This window comes from Paenibacillus algorifonticola (assembly GCF_050481745.1).
In the GTDB taxonomy this organism is placed as follows: Bacteria; Bacillota; Bacilli; order Paenibacillales; family Paenibacillaceae; genus Pristimantibacillus; species Pristimantibacillus algorifonticola_A.
The window spans coordinates 1-17750 of record NZ_JBCNGR010000025.1; the positions used below are offsets into that span (position 1 = coordinate 1).

15 protein-coding genes, 16 tRNA genes and 1 pseudogene are annotated in these 17750 nt (G+C 48.3%); 23 read left to right on the top strand and 9 right to left on the bottom strand.

Features of this window, described 5'->3' with window-relative positions:
• The first annotated feature begins 37 nt into the window (after positions 1-37).
• The 19 genes from ABEW34_RS20485 to ABEW34_RS20575 all read left to right on the top strand — a co-directional run bounded on the left by ABEW34_RS20485 (position 38) and on the right by ABEW34_RS20575 (position 4567).
• Positions 38-113, top strand: a tRNA-Asn gene (locus ABEW34_RS20485).
• Between the two features lie 4 nt (positions 114-117).
• Positions 118-208, top strand: a tRNA-Ser gene (locus ABEW34_RS20490).
• Positions 209-243: 35 nt separating this feature from the next.
• Positions 244-318 (top strand) — tRNA-Glu (locus tag ABEW34_RS20495).
• A gap of 72 nt (positions 319-390) precedes the next feature.
• A tRNA-Ala gene (locus ABEW34_RS20500) sits at positions 391-466 on the top strand.
• A gap of 17 nt (positions 467-483) precedes the next feature.
• Positions 484-560 (top strand) — tRNA-Met (locus ABEW34_RS20505).
• Between the two features lie 35 nt (positions 561-595).
• Positions 596-672 (top strand) — tRNA-Asp (locus ABEW34_RS20510).
• A gap of 12 nt (positions 673-684) precedes the next feature.
• Positions 685-760 (top strand) — tRNA-Phe (locus ABEW34_RS20515).
• A 33-nt stretch (positions 761-793) separates the two neighbouring features.
• Positions 794-869 (top strand) — tRNA-Thr (locus tag ABEW34_RS20520).
• 5 nt (positions 870-874) lie between these two features.
• Positions 875-958, top strand: a tRNA-Tyr gene (locus ABEW34_RS20525).
• 9 nt (positions 959-967) lie between these two features.
• A tRNA-Trp gene (locus tag ABEW34_RS20530) sits at positions 968-1041 on the top strand.
• Between the two features lie 24 nt (positions 1042-1065).
• Positions 1066-1141, top strand: a tRNA-His gene (locus ABEW34_RS20535).
• A gap of 31 nt (positions 1142-1172) precedes the next feature.
• Positions 1173-1247, top strand: a tRNA-Gln gene (locus ABEW34_RS20540).
• A 7-nt stretch (positions 1248-1254) separates the two neighbouring features.
• Positions 1255-1329 (top strand) — tRNA-Gly (locus ABEW34_RS20545).
• A 7-nt stretch (positions 1330-1336) separates the two neighbouring features.
• Positions 1337-1410, top strand: a tRNA-Cys gene (locus tag ABEW34_RS20550).
• 14 nt (positions 1411-1424) lie between these two features.
• Positions 1425-1501 (top strand) — tRNA-Arg (locus ABEW34_RS20555).
• A 14-nt stretch (positions 1502-1515) separates the two neighbouring features.
• Positions 1516-1594: transfer RNA gene (locus tag ABEW34_RS20560), tRNA-Leu, on the top strand.
• A gap of 276 nt (positions 1595-1870) precedes the next feature.
• Positions 1871-2173 (top strand): phasin family protein, encoded by a 303-nt coding sequence (locus tag ABEW34_RS20565; RefSeq protein ID WP_430161219.1) that lies wholly within the window; start codon positions 1871-1873, stop codon positions 2171-2173.
• Between the two features lie 16 nt (positions 2174-2189).
• A complete protein-coding gene (locus ABEW34_RS20570) occupies positions 2190-3863 on the top strand; it encodes an ABC1 kinase family protein (protein WP_430161220.1) in 1674 nt (557 codons plus the stop codon).
• A 26-nt stretch (positions 3864-3889) separates the two neighbouring features.
• Positions 3890-4567, top strand: a complete 678-nt coding sequence (locus ABEW34_RS20575) for a MarR family transcriptional regulator (RefSeq protein WP_430161221.1) — start codon at positions 3890-3892, stop codon at positions 4565-4567.
• Between the two features lie 274 nt (positions 4568-4841).
• On the opposite strand, the gene ABEW34_RS20580 is transcribed toward ABEW34_RS20575, so the two are convergent.
• The 3 genes from ABEW34_RS20580 to ABEW34_RS20590 form a co-directional block, all read right to left on the bottom strand.
• Positions 4842-5513: a nitroreductase family protein gene (locus ABEW34_RS20580; RefSeq protein ID WP_430161222.1), complete on the bottom strand. Its 672-nt coding sequence runs from the start codon at positions 5511-5513 to the stop codon at positions 4842-4844.
• Positions 5514-5596: 83 nt separating this feature from the next.
• Positions 5597-6229, bottom strand: a complete 633-nt coding sequence (locus ABEW34_RS20585) for a hypothetical protein (RefSeq protein ID WP_341279263.1) — start codon at positions 6227-6229, stop codon at positions 5597-5599.
• 54 nt (positions 6230-6283) lie between these two features.
• On the bottom strand, positions 6284-7117 hold the full coding sequence (locus ABEW34_RS20590; protein WP_430161223.1) for a helix-turn-helix domain-containing protein: 834 nt from the start codon (positions 7115-7117) through the stop codon (positions 6284-6286).
• 293 nt (positions 7118-7410) lie between these two features.
• On the opposite strand from ABEW34_RS20590, the gene ABEW34_RS20595 reads away from it, so the two are divergent.
• The gene (locus ABEW34_RS20595; RefSeq protein ID WP_430161224.1) at positions 7411-8220 is read left to right on the top strand and encodes a phytanoyl-CoA dioxygenase family protein; all 810 of its coding nucleotides are present in this window, start codon (positions 7411-7413) and stop codon (positions 8218-8220) included.
• Positions 8198-9082 (top strand): sugar phosphate isomerase/epimerase family protein, encoded by an 885-nt coding sequence (locus ABEW34_RS20600; RefSeq protein WP_430161294.1) that lies wholly within the window; start codon positions 8198-8200, stop codon positions 9080-9082. The genes ABEW34_RS20595 and ABEW34_RS20600 overlap by 23 nt, the downstream gene beginning before the upstream one ends.
• Positions 9083-9539: 457 nt before the next feature.
• Here ABEW34_RS20600 and ABEW34_RS20605 read toward each other — a convergent pair whose 3' ends face one another.
• Together ABEW34_RS20605 and ABEW34_RS20610 are read right to left on the bottom strand one after the other, a co-directional pair.
• A complete protein-coding gene (locus tag ABEW34_RS20605; protein WP_430161295.1) occupies positions 9540-9644 on the bottom strand; it encodes a hypothetical protein in 105 nt (34 codons plus the stop codon).
• A gap of 8 nt (positions 9645-9652) precedes the next feature.
• Positions 9653-10429, bottom strand: coding sequence for an arylamine N-acetyltransferase family protein (locus tag ABEW34_RS20610; protein ID WP_430161225.1), 777 nt, complete (start codon positions 10427-10429; stop codon positions 9653-9655).
• Positions 10430-10631: 202 nt separating this feature from the next.
• Here ABEW34_RS20610 and ABEW34_RS20615 point away from each other — a divergent pair, with 202 nt between their 5' ends.
• The gene (locus ABEW34_RS20615; protein WP_430161226.1) at positions 10632-13301 is read left to right on the top strand and encodes a LuxR C-terminal-related transcriptional regulator; all 2670 of its coding nucleotides are present in this window, start codon (positions 10632-10634) and stop codon (positions 13299-13301) included.
• An 84-nt stretch (positions 13302-13385) separates the two neighbouring features.
• Here ABEW34_RS20615 and ABEW34_RS20620 read toward each other — a convergent pair.
• The 3 genes and pseudogenes from ABEW34_RS20620 to ABEW34_RS20630 form a co-directional block, all read right to left on the bottom strand.
• Positions 13386-13511 (bottom strand): annotated as a pseudogene (locus ABEW34_RS20620) (SDR family NAD(P)-dependent oxidoreductase); the annotation flags it as partial.
• Positions 13512-13578: 67 nt separating this feature from the next.
• A complete protein-coding gene (locus tag ABEW34_RS20625; protein WP_430161227.1) occupies positions 13579-14391 on the bottom strand; it encodes an NAD(P)H-binding protein in 813 nt (270 codons plus the stop codon).
• A gap of 57 nt (positions 14392-14448) precedes the next feature.
• The gene (locus ABEW34_RS20630) at positions 14449-14895 is read right to left on the bottom strand and encodes a MarR family winged helix-turn-helix transcriptional regulator (protein WP_430161228.1); all 447 of its coding nucleotides are present in this window, start codon (positions 14893-14895) and stop codon (positions 14449-14451) included.
• Positions 14896-15131: 236 nt separating this feature from the next.
• Between ABEW34_RS20630 and ABEW34_RS20635 the strand changes: the two genes are divergently transcribed.
• Positions 15132-16043 carry an NAD(P)-dependent alcohol dehydrogenase gene (locus ABEW34_RS20635; protein ID WP_430161296.1) on the top strand — a complete coding sequence of 304 codons (912 nt, stop codon included), beginning with the start codon at positions 15132-15134 and terminating at the stop codon, positions 16041-16043.
• A gap of 162 nt (positions 16044-16205) precedes the next feature.
• Here the strand turns inward: ABEW34_RS20635 and ABEW34_RS20640 are convergent, their stop codons facing one another.
• Positions 16206-17666, bottom strand: coding sequence for an MFS transporter (locus ABEW34_RS20640; RefSeq protein ID WP_430161229.1), 1461 nt, complete (start codon positions 17664-17666; stop codon positions 16206-16208).
• Between the last annotated feature and the right edge of the window lie 84 nt (positions 17667-17750).

The window sequence follows — 17750 nt, forward strand, 5'->3', positions numbered from 1 at the left end:
TTCAGGGTAGCAATACTTTGTATGTAACACTTAATATTCCCTGATAGCTCAGTTGGTAGAGCACTCGACTGTTAATCGAGTTGTCACAGGTTCGAGTCCTGTTCGGGGAGCCATTATAGAGAGGTGTCCGAGTGGTCGAAGGAGCACGATTGGAAATCGTGTAGGCTCTAACCGGGTCTCGAGGGTTCGAATCCCTTCCTCTCTGCCATACTTACTTAAAGTATGTTGGTAGAATTTTAAGATGGCCCGTTGGTCAAGTGGTTAAGACACCTCCCTTTCACGGAGGTAACAGGGGTTCGAGTCCCCTACGGGTCACCAAAAAAACTTTCGAAAAAGCACTTGCAAAATGCTTCGAAAAGTGGTAAGATATAAAAGTCGCTTAAACAACATGGAGGCTTAGCTCAGCTGGGAGAGCGCCTGCCTTGCAAGCAGGAGGTCAGCGGTTCGATCCCCTCAGCCTCCACCATATATGTTTTACGATGACGCGGGGTGGAGCAGCCCGGTAGCTCGTCGGGCTCATAACCCGAAGGCCGCAGGTTCAAATCCTGCCCCCGCAACCAAACTTTACCTTCGGAATGATCCGAGAATATGATGTGGAGCTGTGGTGTAGAGGCCTAACATGCCTGCCTGTCACGCAGGAGACCGCGAGTTCGAATCTCGTCAGCTCCGCCATTTAAAACATCTGGCTCGGTAGCTCAGTCGGTAGAGCAGAGGACTGAAAATCCTCGTGTCGGCGGTTCGATTCCGTCCCGAGCCACCATTAAGATGATTGGCAAATGTAAAATTGCGCCATGCCGTTGTAGCTCAATTGGTAGAGCAACTGACTTGTAATCAGTAGGTTGGGGGTTCAAGTCCTCTCGACGGCACCATTTATGGAGGATTAGCGAAGTGGCTAAACGCGGCAGACTGTAAATCTGTTCCTTCGGGTTCGGTGGTTCGAATCCATCATCCTCCACCAGTTTACCTTAGGGGCATAGTTTAAGGGTAGAACAACGGTCTCCAAAACCGTTGGTGTGGGTTCAATTCCTGCTGCCCCTGCCAATCAAAACTGAACAATATAATATGGCGGTCGTGGCGAAGTGGTTAACGCATCGGTTTGTGGATCCGACATTCGGGGGTTCAATTCCCCTCGTCCGCCCCATTATTGTTCAAACTAAAAAATACTTAATTGTTGGGGATTAGCCAAGCGGTAAGGCAACGGACTTTGACTCCGTCATTCTCAGGTTCGATCCCTGAATCCCCAGCCATTGTTTTGCGGACGTGGCTCAGTGGTAGAGCATCGCCTTGCCAAGGCGAGGGTCGCGAGTTCGAATCTCGTCGTCCGCTCCATCTTTATGGCGCCATAGCCAAGTGGTAAGGCAGAGCTCTGCAAAAGCTCTACCCCCAGTTCGAGTCTGGGTGGCGCCTCCACAATTTCATAGTGTGTGCCCTTAGCTCAGCTGGATAGAGCGTTTGACTACGAATCAAAAGGCCAGGAGTTCGAATCTCTTAGGGCACGCCATTATTCTTTAAAACGCCGGCGTGGCGGAATGGCAGACGCGCGCGACTCAAAATCGTGAGGGAAACCGTGGAGGTTCGAGTCCTCTCGCCGGCATATAAGCAGGTCGTCTAAACACTGATTGCATTTAATGTAATCAGTGTTTTTTCGTTTCGAAAATAGAAGGAAATAGTTTGACTTGTTATTAATTTGACGATTTATTATTTTAGTGGTAATCTGTAGACGCAAAAAGCCAAAAAACTCATTTGGCCTTAGTACCACTATTATTGGCCAAAACAAGTAGGCCAGTAAAGCAGTTTACCTATTTTTTTGTATAGTTTTTTGGTTTTTTGTGTATTTTAAAACCTATAAAAGCAAAGGAGCTGTTTGAAGATGAAAGATACAATTAGCAAAGCTATGTCACTGGCAATGGGAATCGCTGTTACCGGCAAGGAGCAGGTGGAAAAAACAATTGATGAATTGGTGCAGAAAGGACAGGTTAGTAAAGAAGAATCGAAAGCCTTAACCCATACACTTGTTCAAAAAGGGGAAGAGCTGCGTGAGCAGATCGAAGCCATGGCGCAGGAACGAGTAAGAGCTATTTTAAGTGAAGGGAAAATAGCTACCCGCGAGGATATCGAGCGAATTGAAAAACGGCTGGATGCACTTGAGCAGAAAGAGCAAAGCGGGGATTAACAGGGGGTTACTACGATTGCAGCATGGAAAACGGATTAGGCAGTTACAGCGCTATCGGACGATTGTTACTGCAATAGCACGAAACGGGCTGGGATATGTGTCAGATGGTATCGGAGCCAGGGATAGATTGAGATTTATACGCAAACCGGAACAGGAAGAGATTCAAACTAGAAGCGTTGGTGAACGCATTCGGACATTGTTGGAGGAGTTAGGTCCAACCTTTATTAAGCTGGGGCAAATTGCAAGTACGCGGCCAGATTTAATTCCGGCAAATATTTTGGTCGAATTGGAACGTTTGCAGGACCATGTGACTGCATTCCCATATGAGGAAGTAAGCCAAATTATTGAAGCGGAGCTTGGTGATACGATTGAAAATTTGTTTTTGGACTTTTCCATTACACCGATTGCTGCGGCCTCCATTGGCCAAGTTCATCGCGCTACGCTGCGGGATGGAGCAGAGGTTGTCGTTAAGGTGCAGCGTCCAGGCATTCAAAAGCTGGTTGAAACGGATTTAAATATACTAGCGGATTTGGCTAAATTGGGTGAAGGGGCTTTTGAATTCGCCCAGCATTATCGTTTAATTGAGATTGTTGAGGAATTGAGCAAAGCGCTCCGTCAGGAAATGGACTATACAATGGAGGCACATAGTGCAGAGAAATTTATTGCTTATAGCAAGAAGCTGCCTTACATTTTTGTACCTTCAGTACATTGGAAATATTGCACGAAGCGGGTAATGACGACAGACTATGTAAACGGAGTGAAGCTTTCGGATCGGCAGCAGCTTAAACGAATGGGACTAAATAATAAACAGCTTGCGGAGCGGCTTGCAACGGCGATTTTTCATCAGGTTCTAGTCGATGGCTTCTTCCATGGGGATCCGCATCCTGGCAATGTCATGGCGCTTCCTGACGGCCGACTGGCGCTAATTGATTTTGGAATGGTAGGGCGATTATCTCCCGGTACGAAAAAGCATTTTGCTTCGCTTGTAATCGCCCTGCGCAATCAAAGCTCTAAAGGCGTTATTCGAGCCATTTCGTATATGGGAGTTATTCCAGATGAGGTGGATCAGAGCAAATTATATGCCGATGTGGATGAAATGCGGGAGAAGTATTATCAGGTGCCGCTCAATCAGATAAGCCTTGGAACAGCTATTGGAGATTTATTTATGGTTGCCAATCGGCATCATATTCGAATTCCAGCGGAATTAACGCTGCTGGGCAAATCCTTGCTTACGATGGAAGGGGTAGCGGTTGCGCTCGATCCGGAAATTAAAATTTTTGATATTGCTGAGCCATTTGGAAAAAAACTATTTGTAGAGCAATTGGACCCAAGGGAGATATGGAGAGGGCTGTTGGAAGAAGCACCAGATTATTTCAAACTGATCAGCGACATTCCGGTCACTTTAAAACAGCTTTCTCTCGTCGTACGGAAGGGAAAACTACGGATGGAAGTGGAATCCCCTCAGCTCGACACGCTCATGAAAAAAATGGATCGGATCAGCAATCAGATGTCCTTCAGTATTGTCTTGCTTGCGCTTAGTATAGTGATGGTTGGTTTAATTGTTGGTGCTGCCTTAAATCACTCCCAAACGCTGTTTTGGGGACTGCCTGTTATAGAAATCGGCTTTGGTGTTACCTTGGCTATGTTTATTTGGCTGATCTATGCGATTATCCGCTCGGGGCGTTTCTGATGCTGGCTGAAAATAGGGGTGGATTTATGGGGCTTACAAAACGCCGATTACAATTTCTGGACCAGCTCATGGAATTGTATCAACATACTTCATTACCGATACATTATGAGACGTTAGCAAAAGCCCTAGGCGTAAGCAAATGGACAGCCTATGACATGCTGAAGGAAATAGAGAAGATGGGTTTGGTATCGCGCAGCTATGAGGTTAACGATAAAGAAACAGGAAGGTCGCAGGTGGTGTTTGCACCAACAGTCAAGGCGACGGAGCTTTTTCGCCAGGAGCGTTCTGACTTAGTTAATCCTGGAGACTGGGAGGCAACTGCAAGTACGATTAAGCAATTGCTCAGTGGTAAGAACCATATGAACATCAATGAGCTGCTTAGAAAAATATTGGACGGCATTCCTAGCAAAGCGACCCATATCGAATTTTGCGGCTACATCATCGGGCTGCTGCTAGCCTATTTAAAGAAGCTTGGAGGCAAGACGGAGAGTGTCATTCATCTAATTGTCAATAAAACGCCAAATGACCATACCGGGCTGCTCGTATTTGTGGGTACGGTTCTAGGTACAGTCATCCAAACCGTTCAAGAGGAGCTGGGTAAAGAGATTACGGAGCTGGTGTCGGAGTTCGTAAATATGATCCAGAATCTCTCTAATAAAGAACAAAAATTATTGTCCGAGTTCGTCAAGGAGGCACTGGCTTAATGCAAGCAGCTTCATCATTGATCGAGAGCTACGGTGACGATATTTCGCTAGAGATTATCGGCTTGCAGCTCTTATCCCTGTAGCTCAGCAATGCCGCCTGATGCGGAGCAAGATGGCGTGATGGCGTGCCATGCTGCCCGCATCGGGCGGCATTTGCTGGGCAAGCGCGACTTGCGCTCTAGGGATTTCACGTTTTTTAATTTGAAAAAAGACCATTTTCCAAAGGAGGCGTCGCTAGGAAGCTCCAGTGGAAAATGGTCTTATGTTGGATCGTTTAGAAATGATTCCAGAACGTAACGTCATTAACATCCAGACGGGTAGTCGGATGACCAGCCTCTGAAGCTTTGCCAAGGGCAATCAGCATGACATTCGTATAGTGGTCAGGCACATTCATCAGCTCGCGGAATTGCGCTACATTGTAACCAGCCATTGGCACGGTATCGAAGCCTCTGGCACGCGCAGCCAGCATCAGCTGCATCGACACAAGTCCGCCGTCAACAAGCACAGAGGAGAGCAGGCGTTCAGCAGGAGCATTCGCGTAGAAGCCAGTCATATTCGTTCTGAGCTTATCTGCTGCTTCGCGGGTCATATAACCAGCTTCAATCGATTTTTCATAGATGCGCTCGGCATGTTTATAAAACTCCAAATCGGCCATAACGGCAATGACAGCAGACGAAGTCACAACCTGCTCTTGGTTAAAAGCAATAGGAAGCAGCTTTTGCTTCGTTTCCTGATCGGTAATGACTAGAAAACGCCAAGGCTGCAGATTGCTTCCGGACGGCGCAAGAACCGCATCAGCGATAATCGCTTGAATTTCTTCCTGCGTCATTTTAAAAGTGGGATCGTATTTGCGAACCGAACGGCGCTCGCGGATAACCGTGCTGAATGAACTTTCGGAATTAGACAAAAATGACACTCCTCTTCGCAGATCAAATGCGTTCAGCATTTAGCAAACCATGCCAAAAAAGAACGATGAACTGTACTATTTTTATGTACAGTATAATTGTCGGAAGAGCCGCTTGTCAATTGTTATTCCAAACCGTTCTCTGCACGGATTTTGTACAGGCCATGAACGAGCGGATCTGCTGGATCGCGATTCATTAAATGAAGCGTGAGCAAGTAGGCGAAAGGCATTGCACATACATTGTTGCCTTCCGTAATTGCAGGGAATCCAGCTTCGATAACTGGCCCAATTTGCTCATTCATGTCCAAATCTACATAAACCTGCTCAGGACTAAATTCTTCCCGAACCGACTTAGCGCAATGCGGCACGATATATTCATCGATCAGCTTCTTGGCTTCGTCTTCGGACTGTGGAGGTGTCTGAAGCGGCTTGCTGACACCGCTGTCAATCATATCGATATAGAAGGAAGCGAGCCACTGGCTTGCCCTCTCAGCATCCTTATGCTTTTCAAGCAGTTCATTAATAAAGAAGCCGCAAGCATATTCTTTATCGCTATCTGCCTCTTTCAAGCGGTAGGCAAACAGGGGCCCGTAGTTGGGATTGTTAGTAATCTGTCCCTCAACCTGATAGGCTTCAAACTCGGCTTGAAGCATTTGGAGCGTGTGAGTATATACCGCCAAAATAATTTGTTTCGCTTCTTGCTCCTGTGGGTTCTCGCTTTGTTGTTCCTCTTCGCTTACTTCGTTTTCCGTGGTCATAGTTGACCTCCTTCCCTGTTCCTATTTTACCATCTCTGTCCGTTTTGTTTCCACTTATTGTTGTGCCAAACCATCAGCCGTTTGTTTCCAGCTGCGGTAAGAGCGGGGGGAAAGGCCATAAACCTTGCTAAATTGCACTGCAAAGTGGTTATAGTTTTGATAACCTACGTCAAAAGCGATTTCAGAAGCGCTCCGTTTCGTATGCTCCAGCAGCAGAGCAGCTTGGCGAATACGCATCCGGTTGTGCATATCAATGATGGAATACCCCGTTGAAGCCTTGAAAAGATGGGATAATCTAGATGGAGAAAGCCCGATCGTATGAGCCAGCTCCCCAATAGAAAGCGGCTTAGTCATGTGAACGGCGAGCAAATGCATCGCTTCTTCAATACGGGCATCTGCTTTGCTGTTAATCTGCTGGGCAAGCAGCAGCAAAATTTCGCGCAGCGAGTTTTCACATAACGATTCACTGTATAGGCTGCTTGCCAGCGAGTCGGTCAATATTTGTCGAAAAGCCCGATAAATTCGTTTGCCCGCTGAGGGCTGACGAATCGATTGCGAGATCAAATCAGAGGCGGGAAGCAGCCGAGTTTCAGCCATTACATCGGGAAAATGAACCCAGACAAACTGCCACGTTTTGCCCGCCATCGTGCCATATTCATGCATGCAGCCTGGCCGAATAAGCGTGAGCTCACCCGGCAAGCAGCGCTTGTGTGAATCGCTGGTCAGAGCAAAGCCTTCGCCCTGCAGCGTATATAACATCAGCCAGTCGCTTCTGCCGTGTGGCCGCACCGTGTGGTAATGATCATTTTCCGTAAAATGGCCAGCAAAAATCACGGATGGCTCAGCAGTGGCCTTGCTCTGGCGATTGTCTAAATCGTTTTGTTTCATGGCAGCGCCACCCTTCTCATGACGGACTTGCAGAATAAAATTAGTTTACCTTATTGCTGCCGTCTTGGCTATTGATCTGAAAACGAGCTGTTTGAGCATAAGTGAATCGGAAAAAGAAGGAATTCCAACATGCTGTTATTTTTGATATAGCAGAATTGATGTAGTTTTCAGTATGATTGTTCATTCCTTCCCAAAGGGGGTTCGCACTATACTTGATTTATCGAGCCACACAAATTAAACGTTAAATATCAGGTACGACAACGTGCTGCTATCTAAAAAAGGAGCGAAAAATTATGACATCTGGTGCCCTAACTTTAACAGCGGAACAAATGGAGCAATATCGTCGCGATGGCTATGTCATCGTCAAAAATTTATTCAGCGAGCAGGAGCTCGCCGAAATCGATTCGACCTTTGAAGGGATTAGCAGGCAGGTGATTCCCGGTTATTTTGAGCCTGATTTGAGTGCGGAGACGAACGATCCGCTTAAGCGTTATCCTCGGGTCATGCATCCTCATCGTATCAATGAGACAGCGAAGCGCTACATGCTGCACGAGCCTGTGCTCAATGTGCTGAGAGATTTATATGAAGAGGAGCCGATCGCCGCGCAAAGCATGTTCTACTACAAGCCGCCGGGCTCGCGGGGACAAGCGCTGCATCAGGACAATTTCTATTTGAAGGTGGAGCCGGGCAATTGCATTGCAGCATGGACTGCCATTGATGCGGCCGATGAGGAAAATGGCGGGATGCTGGTTGTGCCAAAGACGCATGATTATGAGCTGTCCTGCCCGGAGGAGGCGGATGTGACAGAGTCGTTTACGAAGCATTTTGTCAAGCCGCCGAAGGATAACAAGCCGGTTCCGGCGCGGATGGAGCGGGGAGATACGTTGTTTTTTAACGGCAATCTCATTCATGGCTCTTACCGCAACAAAACGAAGGATCGATTCCGGCGCGCCTTTATCTGCCATTATGCCAATGAATCTGCGACGCATATTAGCCATTTTTACCATCCGCTGTTTCGTGCAGACGGCAGTGTCATAGAACTTGAGAATAATCCAGACGGGGGGCCATGCGGCATTGAATATGAAGCCAATTACCCGCATTGACCGTAAGCTCAGCGTTCATATGTCCTGGTGGGGTATGGAGCAGGTGCCTGATTTTGCTGCCGATACGACAGCGGAGAAAATAAAGCGGATAGCGGGCGCTGGATTCGATGGTATTAATGGCTTTATTCCTCAGCCGGAGCATGAAGCGGAGTGGAAGGAGCTGCTGGCGCAGCATCAGCTTGAGCTGAGTGTCAATGCGTATCCTGCAAGCGCAGCGGATATGACAGCCTTTTTGGAAAAAGCGGTACGCTTCGGCGGGATTCCTTTCATTAATGCACAGGTCATGACGCCATTCGTAACGGGAATGGAAGCCGAGAGCTTGCTTGGAGCGATTAAGGAGCTGTCCTGCCAAGCGGGCATTCCGGTTTATGTCGAGACTCATCGGGGAACGATTACGCAGGATTTAATACGGACTGCCCGCTATGTGCGAAATTTGGGGCAGCTGGATCTGACGATTGATTTTTCCCATTATGTGCTGGCTGGGGAAATGCGGAGTATTCGGCCTGAGGCCGAGGAGCTGCTCCAGCAGCTGCTCGTGCATACGAGCAGTATTCATGCCCGCGTGTCGAACGGGGAGCAAATTCAGATTGGTATGGAGCATGAAGAGGCGAAGGTGATGCTGCCGCTTTTTGAACGCTGGTGGCGCAAGGGGATGGAGCAATGGCTCCTGCGCTCGCAGCCAGGGGACAGCTTTCCGTTCGTCTGTGAGCTGGGACCGCCGCCTTATGCGATGACCCGCCTCACAGGTGAGGGTATAGATGTGGGTACAGGCGAGAGGACAACGGCTGAACTAAGCGACCGCTGGCGTGAATCGCTGCTGTATGCCGAGCGGGCGCGCAGGCTGTGGGATTGTTTAGATTGAGGCGATGGTGCAGCGTGTTGAGGCAGCATTGGAGTGAAGAAGGCGTCGGTACAAGTAGAGATACTTGCTGTACTGACGCTTTTTTGTATGCTTATTCGGAGGATTTCCTGAATGGATAGATAGTTCTCCAAAAGCCGATTTCCGCTTCGGGGATGCGTAGCTTGCTGACACTGCTTTGGCTCGTCGACGATTGAAGGATAGGCAATGTTCATTACTAAGATTGTTCTGCATCCATTCCTGATATTGCTGCTCAAAGCGTGACATTGTACTTCTCCTCCATCTGCAATACATTAGATTTGTCTACTTGTAACCCATAACGCCGCATTAAAAACAAAAGCCGCTTCCGCACATTAACCCCCTAATTACTCGATCAGGATGTTCAATATGTGGAAGCGGCGTGTTCTTCACGACCTTTATGCTGTTATTATATCGTGAGTTTTTTTAAATGAACAATAAATCAATTCCTCTCAATCACGCTTTCAACAGGCTCTGGTTCCACTCTAGGCGGTAACTCCGGATACAGCTGGCGCAGCACGATTCCATCGCGCTCAAGCTCACGCAGCTTATATTCTACATGTTAAAATGCTGCTTCAGCAGCCTTTCGTAACTCTCCCTATCCATTTGCTCTTTTGTTAAGACGCCATCCTTCCATACCGTAAGGGATGTATTTGTTAAAGTTACGCTTCCATCATCCGTTATTTGTGTAATCAACGGATGCTTATTAAATCGGGAATCCGGATGCTCGGATACGATATTGCGAATGGCATTGCATTCCGTTAAGTCGGTCAGCTGTTTTTGAGAATCGAAGGCGTAGCCGATTTTCCAATCGGTATCCTTATGCATCAGTTTCATCTCAAAAAGGTAGTCGCCATGCTCGCTGTCCTCTTTTTTAATGCGAAATTGTCCATTGCTTGACGTTATCGTTTCGCCTGATAAAGGAACAGGCTTTAAGGGCAAATTTCCTCCAAAGCCCGAATCCAGCAGATAGGTTTGCCCTTCGTGAGTGAGCAGAATCGTTAAATGCGTTCTTCCCAGAGTGAAATACGCTTGCGTATCATGATTGTAGACAACCCCGCGCGTTAGAACAGCGTTAAAGCCATTTTCGATTAAAAAAAGGTAAAGAAGCGCGTTTATTTCATAGCACAGCCCGCCTTCTTGATCCCTCAATATTTTTTGAATGACATATTCTTTAGAAATTACAACGGCGGTTTGGCTAATGATATTGAAATTTTCAAAAGGCACGGTTTTTGCCGTTCTCTCGAGTACATCGGCTAAACGATCGAAAGGGATAGCTGCACTTTCCGGGAGACCTATTCTTTTGCGAAATAAAGCATTAAGTTCATTCATCGTCCATGCCTCCAAAAGATTTCTCAAGCCGCGGCGCAGCTTGGAAATGTAGGATTAGGTTCACGAGCCTTAATCCGTTATTTGAAGGATAAACCTAAATCGCGGCCAGAACAATATGGAAGGGTGAAAAGTGTATGAATACAGTTTTCACCCCGCTACAAGAGGATTGACGATGCAGGAATACGATTATTATAATTGAACTATGACAACTCCAATAATAGCTACAAAATTATATATTCCTGCGCTGCGCTCGAATGCCGTGCTGCGCCCCCGCCTAATTAAGCGGTTGAATCAAGGCCTGCACCGCAAGCTGACGGTCATCTCGGCCGCAGCCGGCTTTGGCAAAACAACGCTGGCTAGCGAATGGATTAAAAGCTGCGGAAGGCCTGCATGCTGGCTTTCGCTGGATGAAGGCGACGACGAACCGGCCGCTTTTATGGTTTATTTGCATGCTGCTTTGCTGGCGGCTGCGCCAAGTGTTGGCGTCGGCATGCTAAGGCTGCTCCAAGCTCCCAAGCCTCCGCCAATTGAAACGCTGATCAAGGCGCTGCTGAGTGAAATTGCCTCGATTACTCACCCCTTCCTTGTTGTACTTGACGATTTTCACGTGATAGAAAATAAATCGATTCATCAGGCTATTACTCTTCTTATTGAACATATGCCGCCACACATGCATCTTGTCATCGTTGCTCGTGAGCTTCAGAACCTGCCCTTGGCCCAGCTTCGCGTTCGGGACCAATTAACCGAGGTGCGAGCAGCAGACTTGCGTTTTACGCGATCGGAGGCAGCTGATTTTTTTGAACAGGTTATGAGTCTGAGCCTGACGGCAGAGCATGTTGCTATGCTGGAGGAACGAACAGAAGGCTGGATTGCAGGGATGCAGCTCGCGGGGCTGTCCATGCAGGGGCACGCTGATGCGGCCAGCTTTATTGGCTCATTTACAGGCAGTCATCCATTTGTGCTGGATTATTTGGTAGAAGAAGTGCTGCATAAGCAGCCCGCTGGCATTCAGGCCTTTTTGCTGAGCATTTCCATGCTCGACCGTTTTTGCGGTCCGCTTTGTGATGCCGTGCTTCATTCAGAAAACGGGCAAGCGACTTTAGAATATTTGGAACGGGCGAATTTGTTTATTGTTCCGCTCGACAATGAGCGTCGGTGGTATCGCTACCATCATCTGTTTGGTGATTTGTTGCGGCAGCGGCAGCGGCTAGCCCCAAAGCAGCAAGTGAGCTCTTCCTTGGCTGCGGCAGGCGAGAGCTTAAATGAATCGCATCGGCGTGCGAGCCAGTGGTATGAGCAGCATGGCTTTGTGCTGGAAGCCTTTCACCATGCAGCAGCCGCGCAGGATATAGAAGGTGCAGCCAGACTGCTGGAGGGAGAAGGCGTCTCCCTTATCTTTCGAGGGATGGTAGCCCCTGCGCTAAAATGGTTGAATTCGCTGCCGGAGAAGGAGCTTGAGGCACGTCCTTCCCTATTCGTGCTCCATGCTTCGGCGCTGTTGATGGCAGGACAAATAAGCGGTGTTGAGCAGAAGCTGTTAGCTGCTGAACAGCTTCTACAAGCGGATGCTTGTCAAGATATGAAGACTCGGGATTTAATCGGTCATACAGCATCGATCCGCGCTACGCTAGCGTTGAGCAAGCATCAGCCGGACATGATTTTAGCTCAGTCGAGGCGTGCGCTGGAGTATTTGCACCCAGATAACCATCCTGTTCGCACAGCTACCATTTGGACGCTCGGATACGCGCATCAGCTTCAGGGAGACAATGGCGCTGCGGGCAAAGCTTATGCTGAAGCATTGGCCAGCAGCGAGCGAATCGGGCATGTCATCATTTCGTTTATGGCGGCTATAGGTCTTGCTAACATACAAGAAGCGGATAACCTGCTTGTTACAGCGGCCGAAACTTATCGTTACGCACTAAAACTTGCAGGGGAGCCGCCGCTGCCCGCAGCAGGCGCTGCCTATTTGGGCTTAGCACGCATTTATTACCAGCAAAATGAGCTGAATGCCGCTGAGCGGTATGCTCAAAAAGCACTCCCACTTTCGCAGCAGTTGGAACAGACAGACCGAGCGATTGAGGTGGAGGTGTTTCTTGCACGCTTAATGCTGGCGAGAGGAGACGTAAGCGATGCGGCCGCGCTGCTGGCAAAGGCGGATCATACGGCACACCAGCAGCAGCATATTTTGCAAATGCCGGCCATTGCAGAAGCACAGGTGCTATTGCTGCTTCGCCAAGGCAGCGCCGAAGCGGCCGCCCGGCTAGCGGCAAAAAATGAGCTTGCGATCAGCGGAGCGAAATGTGAGTTAGCGCAAGGAAATCCAACCGCAGCGCTTGCGATTTTGGAGCAATGGCGGGAGCGCGCGGAAGCAAAGGGGTTGCCTTATGAACGGCTTCAGGCATGTGTGGCACAGGCCGTCGCATGGTATGAATACGGCGATAAGGACAAAGCCAAGGTCATGTTAACCGAAGCGCTGGTGCTTGCTGAGCCTGGCGGCATCATTCGGATTTTTGCAGATGAAGGGCTGCCGATTCGCAAGCTGCTGCGGGAAAGCGTTGCCCGAGGGGCAGGGTCGAGCTATCGAGCTCAGGTGCTGGCTGCATGTGAAGCCGAGGAACAAGCAAAGCCTCGGCTTAATCAAGCCAACGAGCAGCTGATTGAGCCATTAACCGGAAGAGAGCTGGAGGTGCTGCAGTTAATTGAACAAGGGCTCTCGAACCATCAGATTAGCGAACGGCTCTTTCTCGCCCTAAGCTCAGTCAAAGGCCATAACCGCAACATATTCGACAAGCTGCAGGTCAAGCGGCGCACTGAAGCAGTAGCCCGAGCCCGCGAGTTAGGACTATTTTTATCAAAAAATAAAAAAGTTTAGTTTAAGGCTAGGCTGCTAAAGCAGCTAACTATTTTTCTATATGCGCTCGGCTTGCGACGGTAACAAGCGCTGGATAGTCTTTTAGCGGAGTGATTTGGAAAATAGATGCAGCCCTGCCTTCGTAGCGCAATAAACGGGGGCAGATTTTTTCGAAACGAAGCCTAAACCAGATGAAACGTTAACGATTGCGGCTTCATGCTGGCGGGCAAGCAGCTGGCTTTGATTTCCAGCAATTAGCGCTCATCTCTGTCGGCAACGATGACGTAATTATGATGACCTATAAAGAGATAAATGGTTTTATGCTTTCTTTTAATGAAGTGGACGGACGACCGATTAGCTGCTCCAAATCATTGGAGGTGGATGAAGCATCGATTTTGCTAAGGAAGCCGAATATCCAATTTTGAATGGTGGCGTCTTCCTGCAAGGAAATAGGCTTGCGGGCAAGCTCGGCCATCGCAGCAGTCAAATCGCTGAACGACCATGGCACGGATGCCGTAAGCTCGTAGGTTTTGTTCAAATGGCCAGGTTCAGCAAGAACGGCCGCAGCGGCTAGCGCAATATCTTGCCGAGGAATGGAATTAAACAGCCAATCTCCGGGAGGCACGCGCAATTCTCCCCGTTCTATAGCCGTTTTTAAATCAAGGGTTTCAATAAAATCGATATATAAGGCATTCCGTAAAAAAGTATAGGGGATACCCGTGGCACGAATGGCATGCTCGGTTGCTAAATGCAAGTGAGGGAGCGGAATCGAGCCTTTTTCCGGAAAAGCAAAGCTGGTATAGAGCAAATGCTCGACCTTTGATTTTTTGGCTGCTACAATCACATCGGTATGCTGGCGCATACGAATCGCATCATCATGCTGGGAGCTCGAAATGAATAGCAGCTTGGATGCGCCTGCGAAGGCGGATTCCAGAGAATCGGGGCGATCATAATCGCAGTAACGTACCGTAATCCCCAGCTCCTCATAGGGTCTGGCCGTTTCGCGAGATCGAACGCAAGCAATGATCTGGTTCATTGGAACTTTGTGAAGCAGTTGCTTTAGAATGAGAGACCCCAGCTTGCCGCTTGCTCCTGTTATGACGATTGACAAAAATACCACCCTCTCCTTTAGAAAGTTAAGTCCTTAACTAAATAGGCGAAAAGAGCTTTAGCCCTTTTTCAATTTTGTTAATAAAGCTAGAAGCTGATATAATTCATGCTCTTCCAGTGCTTGCATTTTTTCCGCAATCCCTTGTCGGTTCTCGGGCAAATGCTGCAACAGCAGACTCTGCCCCTCATTGGTTATCGAGATGACGGATTTTCGTCCATCCTTGGGATGAGGCTCCCGGCGAATGTACCCGTCACTCTCCATCGGTATGAGCAGCAGGCTGATATTCGATTTGGTGACGCCGATTTTGGCTGCAAGCATGGAGGGCAGGATGGTGCCTCCTGCTTTCATGATTTCAACTAAAAGGCGCATTCTGGCTCCATTAAGTCCTTTGGATTGCCAATATTTTTCCGATACCTCGACTAGCCTCGCCGTTGTTTCAATCAATGAAAAAAACACCGAGTTATGAAGCGGCAAATCGAGTACATATTGCTGCAAGTCTTTCATAGAATCACCTTCAAGAAATATAGTTAAGTATTTAACTAAATACAAGATACTATATCGAATGATAGATGTCAATAAAAGGGGAGTCAGGCTAGTTGGTTATATATCCGTACCGCCCAGCGTTATTTTAGATACCATACTTAAGTAGCTACTTGCTGTTCTCCCCTGCCTCTATACTTATGGCATATAAATGCACGCAGGAGGATGTCTATATGAAACCGTTGAACACAACGAATACGATGAAAGCTGTATTTTGCACAAAGTATGGAGCACCGGAGGTTCTACAGGTCAAAGAAGTGAATAAGCCGGCTCCGCAGGACGATGAAATTCTAATCAAGGTGTATGCCACCTCTGTTACATCAGGGGATTGCCGAGTTCGTGGCTTTAAAAGTCCATTTTTATATCGGCTCCCCATGCGGCTCTTCCTCGGAATAACTCGACCAAGACAGCCGATTTTAGGCGTGGAGCTAACGGGAGAGGTTGAAGCGGTCGGCAAGAATATCAAAAAGTTCAACATAGGCGATTCCGTTTATGCGTTCACGGGCATGCGTTTTGGCGCCTACGCCGAATATGTCTGCCTCTCGGAAAAGGACTTGGTCACGCATAAGCCAGCCAATATTTCTTATGAGGAAGCCGCTGCTGTTCTGTTTGGCGGAACGACGGCGCTGCATTTTTTTCGCAAGGGGCCTTTGCAAAGCGGCCAAAAGGTGCTGATTTATGGAGCTTCCGGATCAGTAGGCGCTTCCGCAGTCCAGCTTGCCAAGCATTTTGGAGCAGACGTTACGGGCGTATGCAGCACCTCTAATGTGGAATGGGTAGGGGCACTCGGCGCAGATCATGTTATTGATTATACGCTGCAAAATTTTGCGGAAACAGGCGAGCGTTACGATATCATCTTAGATGCGGTGGGTAAAACCACGAAAGCAAATGCCCGCAAGGCGCTGGCGCCGAACGGGATATTTTTAACGGTCGAGGGACAGGGCATCGCGAAGGTGTCTGTGGAGGATTTGCTGTTTCTGAAGGAGCTGATTGAGCGCGGCGAGCTTAAAGGGGTGATCGACCGGAGCTACCCGCTGGAGCAAATCGCCGAGGCGCATCGCTATGTGGATCAGGGGCATAAAAAAGGCAATGTGGTCATTGCCGTGCGGTAGGCGGGAAAAACAGGCTTTCAGCAATTACCAATTGTAGGGACCGCATGAAAAAAATCGTTTTTTCACAGCTGAGCGGCGAATGCATCCCTTTTGTGAGAAAACGATTTTTTGGGTTGAGCGAACATCTGAACATCCGAACATCTAACATACGAAAACCAATCGCTAATAACTGAGAGCACGATCCTTGTTCCCATTCAACGCTACAAAAGCGGCAAACAGCAGCAGGACAACTCCGGTAAACATAAACCCTTGAAGCGTATTGAAGGGCAGCCAGCCTAACAAGGAAGAGCCTGCAACTACACCTAAGGAGAAACAGGCATAAAAATAGCCGTACGCTTTCCCGCGCAGCTCTGCTGGCGTTGCATTAATCAGCATCGTATTAATCGATGGAAACAGGAAGGCAAAGCCAATCCCATATAAACCGAGCACGCCATAAAGAGTAAGTGTCGTCGTCGATTGGCTAATGAGCAGCTGGCTTAATCCCATTAAGCCTATGCCGAGCGACATCGTTTTGGCTGGGGCAACGCGGTCAAAAATACGATTGGTCGGAAGGACAAAGATGAGTACCGCAATAATGCCAAACGTGCTCATTAATGTGCCGCTTAGCCTCGAATCATACCCTAACGACTGCACGTGCAAAGGCAGCAAATAAGCGATGACGCCTTGGGAGAACATTAAGAAGAAAGCACCGCCATACGCTTTGATCACACCCGCATTAAAAATCGAGCCTGCTGGCGAAGCATCAGCATCGCCCTTCTCTTTTTTGGCAATTTTATATTTGCTGAGAAAAATGGCCGATAAGATGGCAAGGGCAAAGCCCATCACGGCGACGCAGGTGAACACGAAGGGCACGGACGTTTTGCTAGCCATAATGCCGCTGAAAGCAGGCCCGATAATGGCGGCTAAGCCAACGAATGTGCCGGTGAAAGCGACTTTTTTCCCTTGCTGGCCATTAATCGTCGTGTTTGCCGAAAAGGTAAATGCTGCGGGAACAATTAATCCGGCAACAAAACCGTGAATGATTCGAACGATGATCAATAATAACGGTTCTTCTACAAAATGATAGAGCAGTAGAGCACTGCTGGATAGCACCAGCCCGGCCATTAATAGTTTGAAGGGCCCGATCCGGTCCGTCATAATCCCCGATAAAATGTTGCCGAGCGTATTGGATAACGAATACAGCCCAATGACAAAGCCTACAATAAACGAGCTGGCTCCGACGGAGGCCGCAAACGTACTCATGACCGGAAGCTGGGAAAATAAATCGAAAAAGGAAAAAAACACAATGCTGTATACGAGCACCGCGTAGTTGAAAGTCCGTAAGCTATAATTGGCCTGCACCTTCTTCAGCTTACGGTCCAGCACAAAGTTGCCGAATGGCACGAAAGCAGCGATGGCAGCTGCGGCAGACCAAAGCAGGCTCCACTTCACCCGAATGGCGGCATAAAGGATAGCTGCTGCATATAAACAGAATATCCCCCCGTGAATGCTTCCTACTATCGTTACGGCTTTATCGAACCCCCATATATATTTCAAGGGCATCGCGATGCCTAGCAACACTAATAAAGAAATACCATCTAGCAAACCGGCTATACGTAAAAAATAAATTGGATGTGACCTCACTTGTCATGCTCCTCATTTATATTTTGAAAGGAATACTCTATTCTATCACTTTATGAGTAATGAAATAGGATAGACACTAAAGAT

Excerpts from the sequence above, each read along its gene's own strand:
- ABEW34_RS20565 (WP_430161219.1), top strand. The coding sequence starts at position 1,871 with ATGAAAGATACAATTAGCAAAGCTATGTCACTGGCAATGGGAATCGCT.
- ABEW34_RS20630 (WP_430161228.1), bottom strand. The coding sequence starts at position 14,895 with ATGAAAGACTTGCAGCAATATGTACTCGATTTGCCGCTTCATAACTCG.
- ABEW34_RS20585 (WP_341279263.1), bottom strand. The coding sequence starts at position 6,229 with ATGACCACGGAAAACGAAGTAAGCGAAGAGGAACAACAAAGCGAGAAC.
- ABEW34_RS20600 (WP_430161294.1), top strand. The coding sequence starts at position 8,198 with ATGAAGCCAATTACCCGCATTGACCGTAAGCTCAGCGTTCATATGTCC.
- ABEW34_RS20575 (WP_430161221.1), top strand. The coding sequence starts at position 3,890 with ATGGGGCTTACAAAACGCCGATTACAATTTCTGGACCAGCTCATGGAA.
- ABEW34_RS20610 (WP_430161225.1), bottom strand. The coding sequence starts at position 10,429 with ATGAATGAACTTAATGCTTTATTTCGCAAAAGAATAGGTCTCCCGGAA.
- ABEW34_RS20615 (WP_430161226.1), top strand. The coding sequence starts at position 10,632 with ATGACAACTCCAATAATAGCTACAAAATTATATATTCCTGCGCTGCGC.
- ABEW34_RS20595 (WP_430161224.1), top strand. The coding sequence starts at position 7,411 with ATGACATCTGGTGCCCTAACTTTAACAGCGGAACAAATGGAGCAATAT.
- ABEW34_RS20635 (WP_430161296.1), top strand. The coding sequence starts at position 15,132 with ATGAAAGCTGTATTTTGCACAAAGTATGGAGCACCGGAGGTTCTACAG.
- ABEW34_RS20590 (WP_430161223.1), bottom strand. The coding sequence starts at position 7,117 with ATGAAACAAAACGATTTAGACAATCGCCAGAGCAAGGCCACTGCTGAG.
- ABEW34_RS20580 (WP_430161222.1), bottom strand. The coding sequence starts at position 5,513 with ATGCTGAACGCATTTGATCTGCGAAGAGGAGTGTCATTTTTGTCTAAT.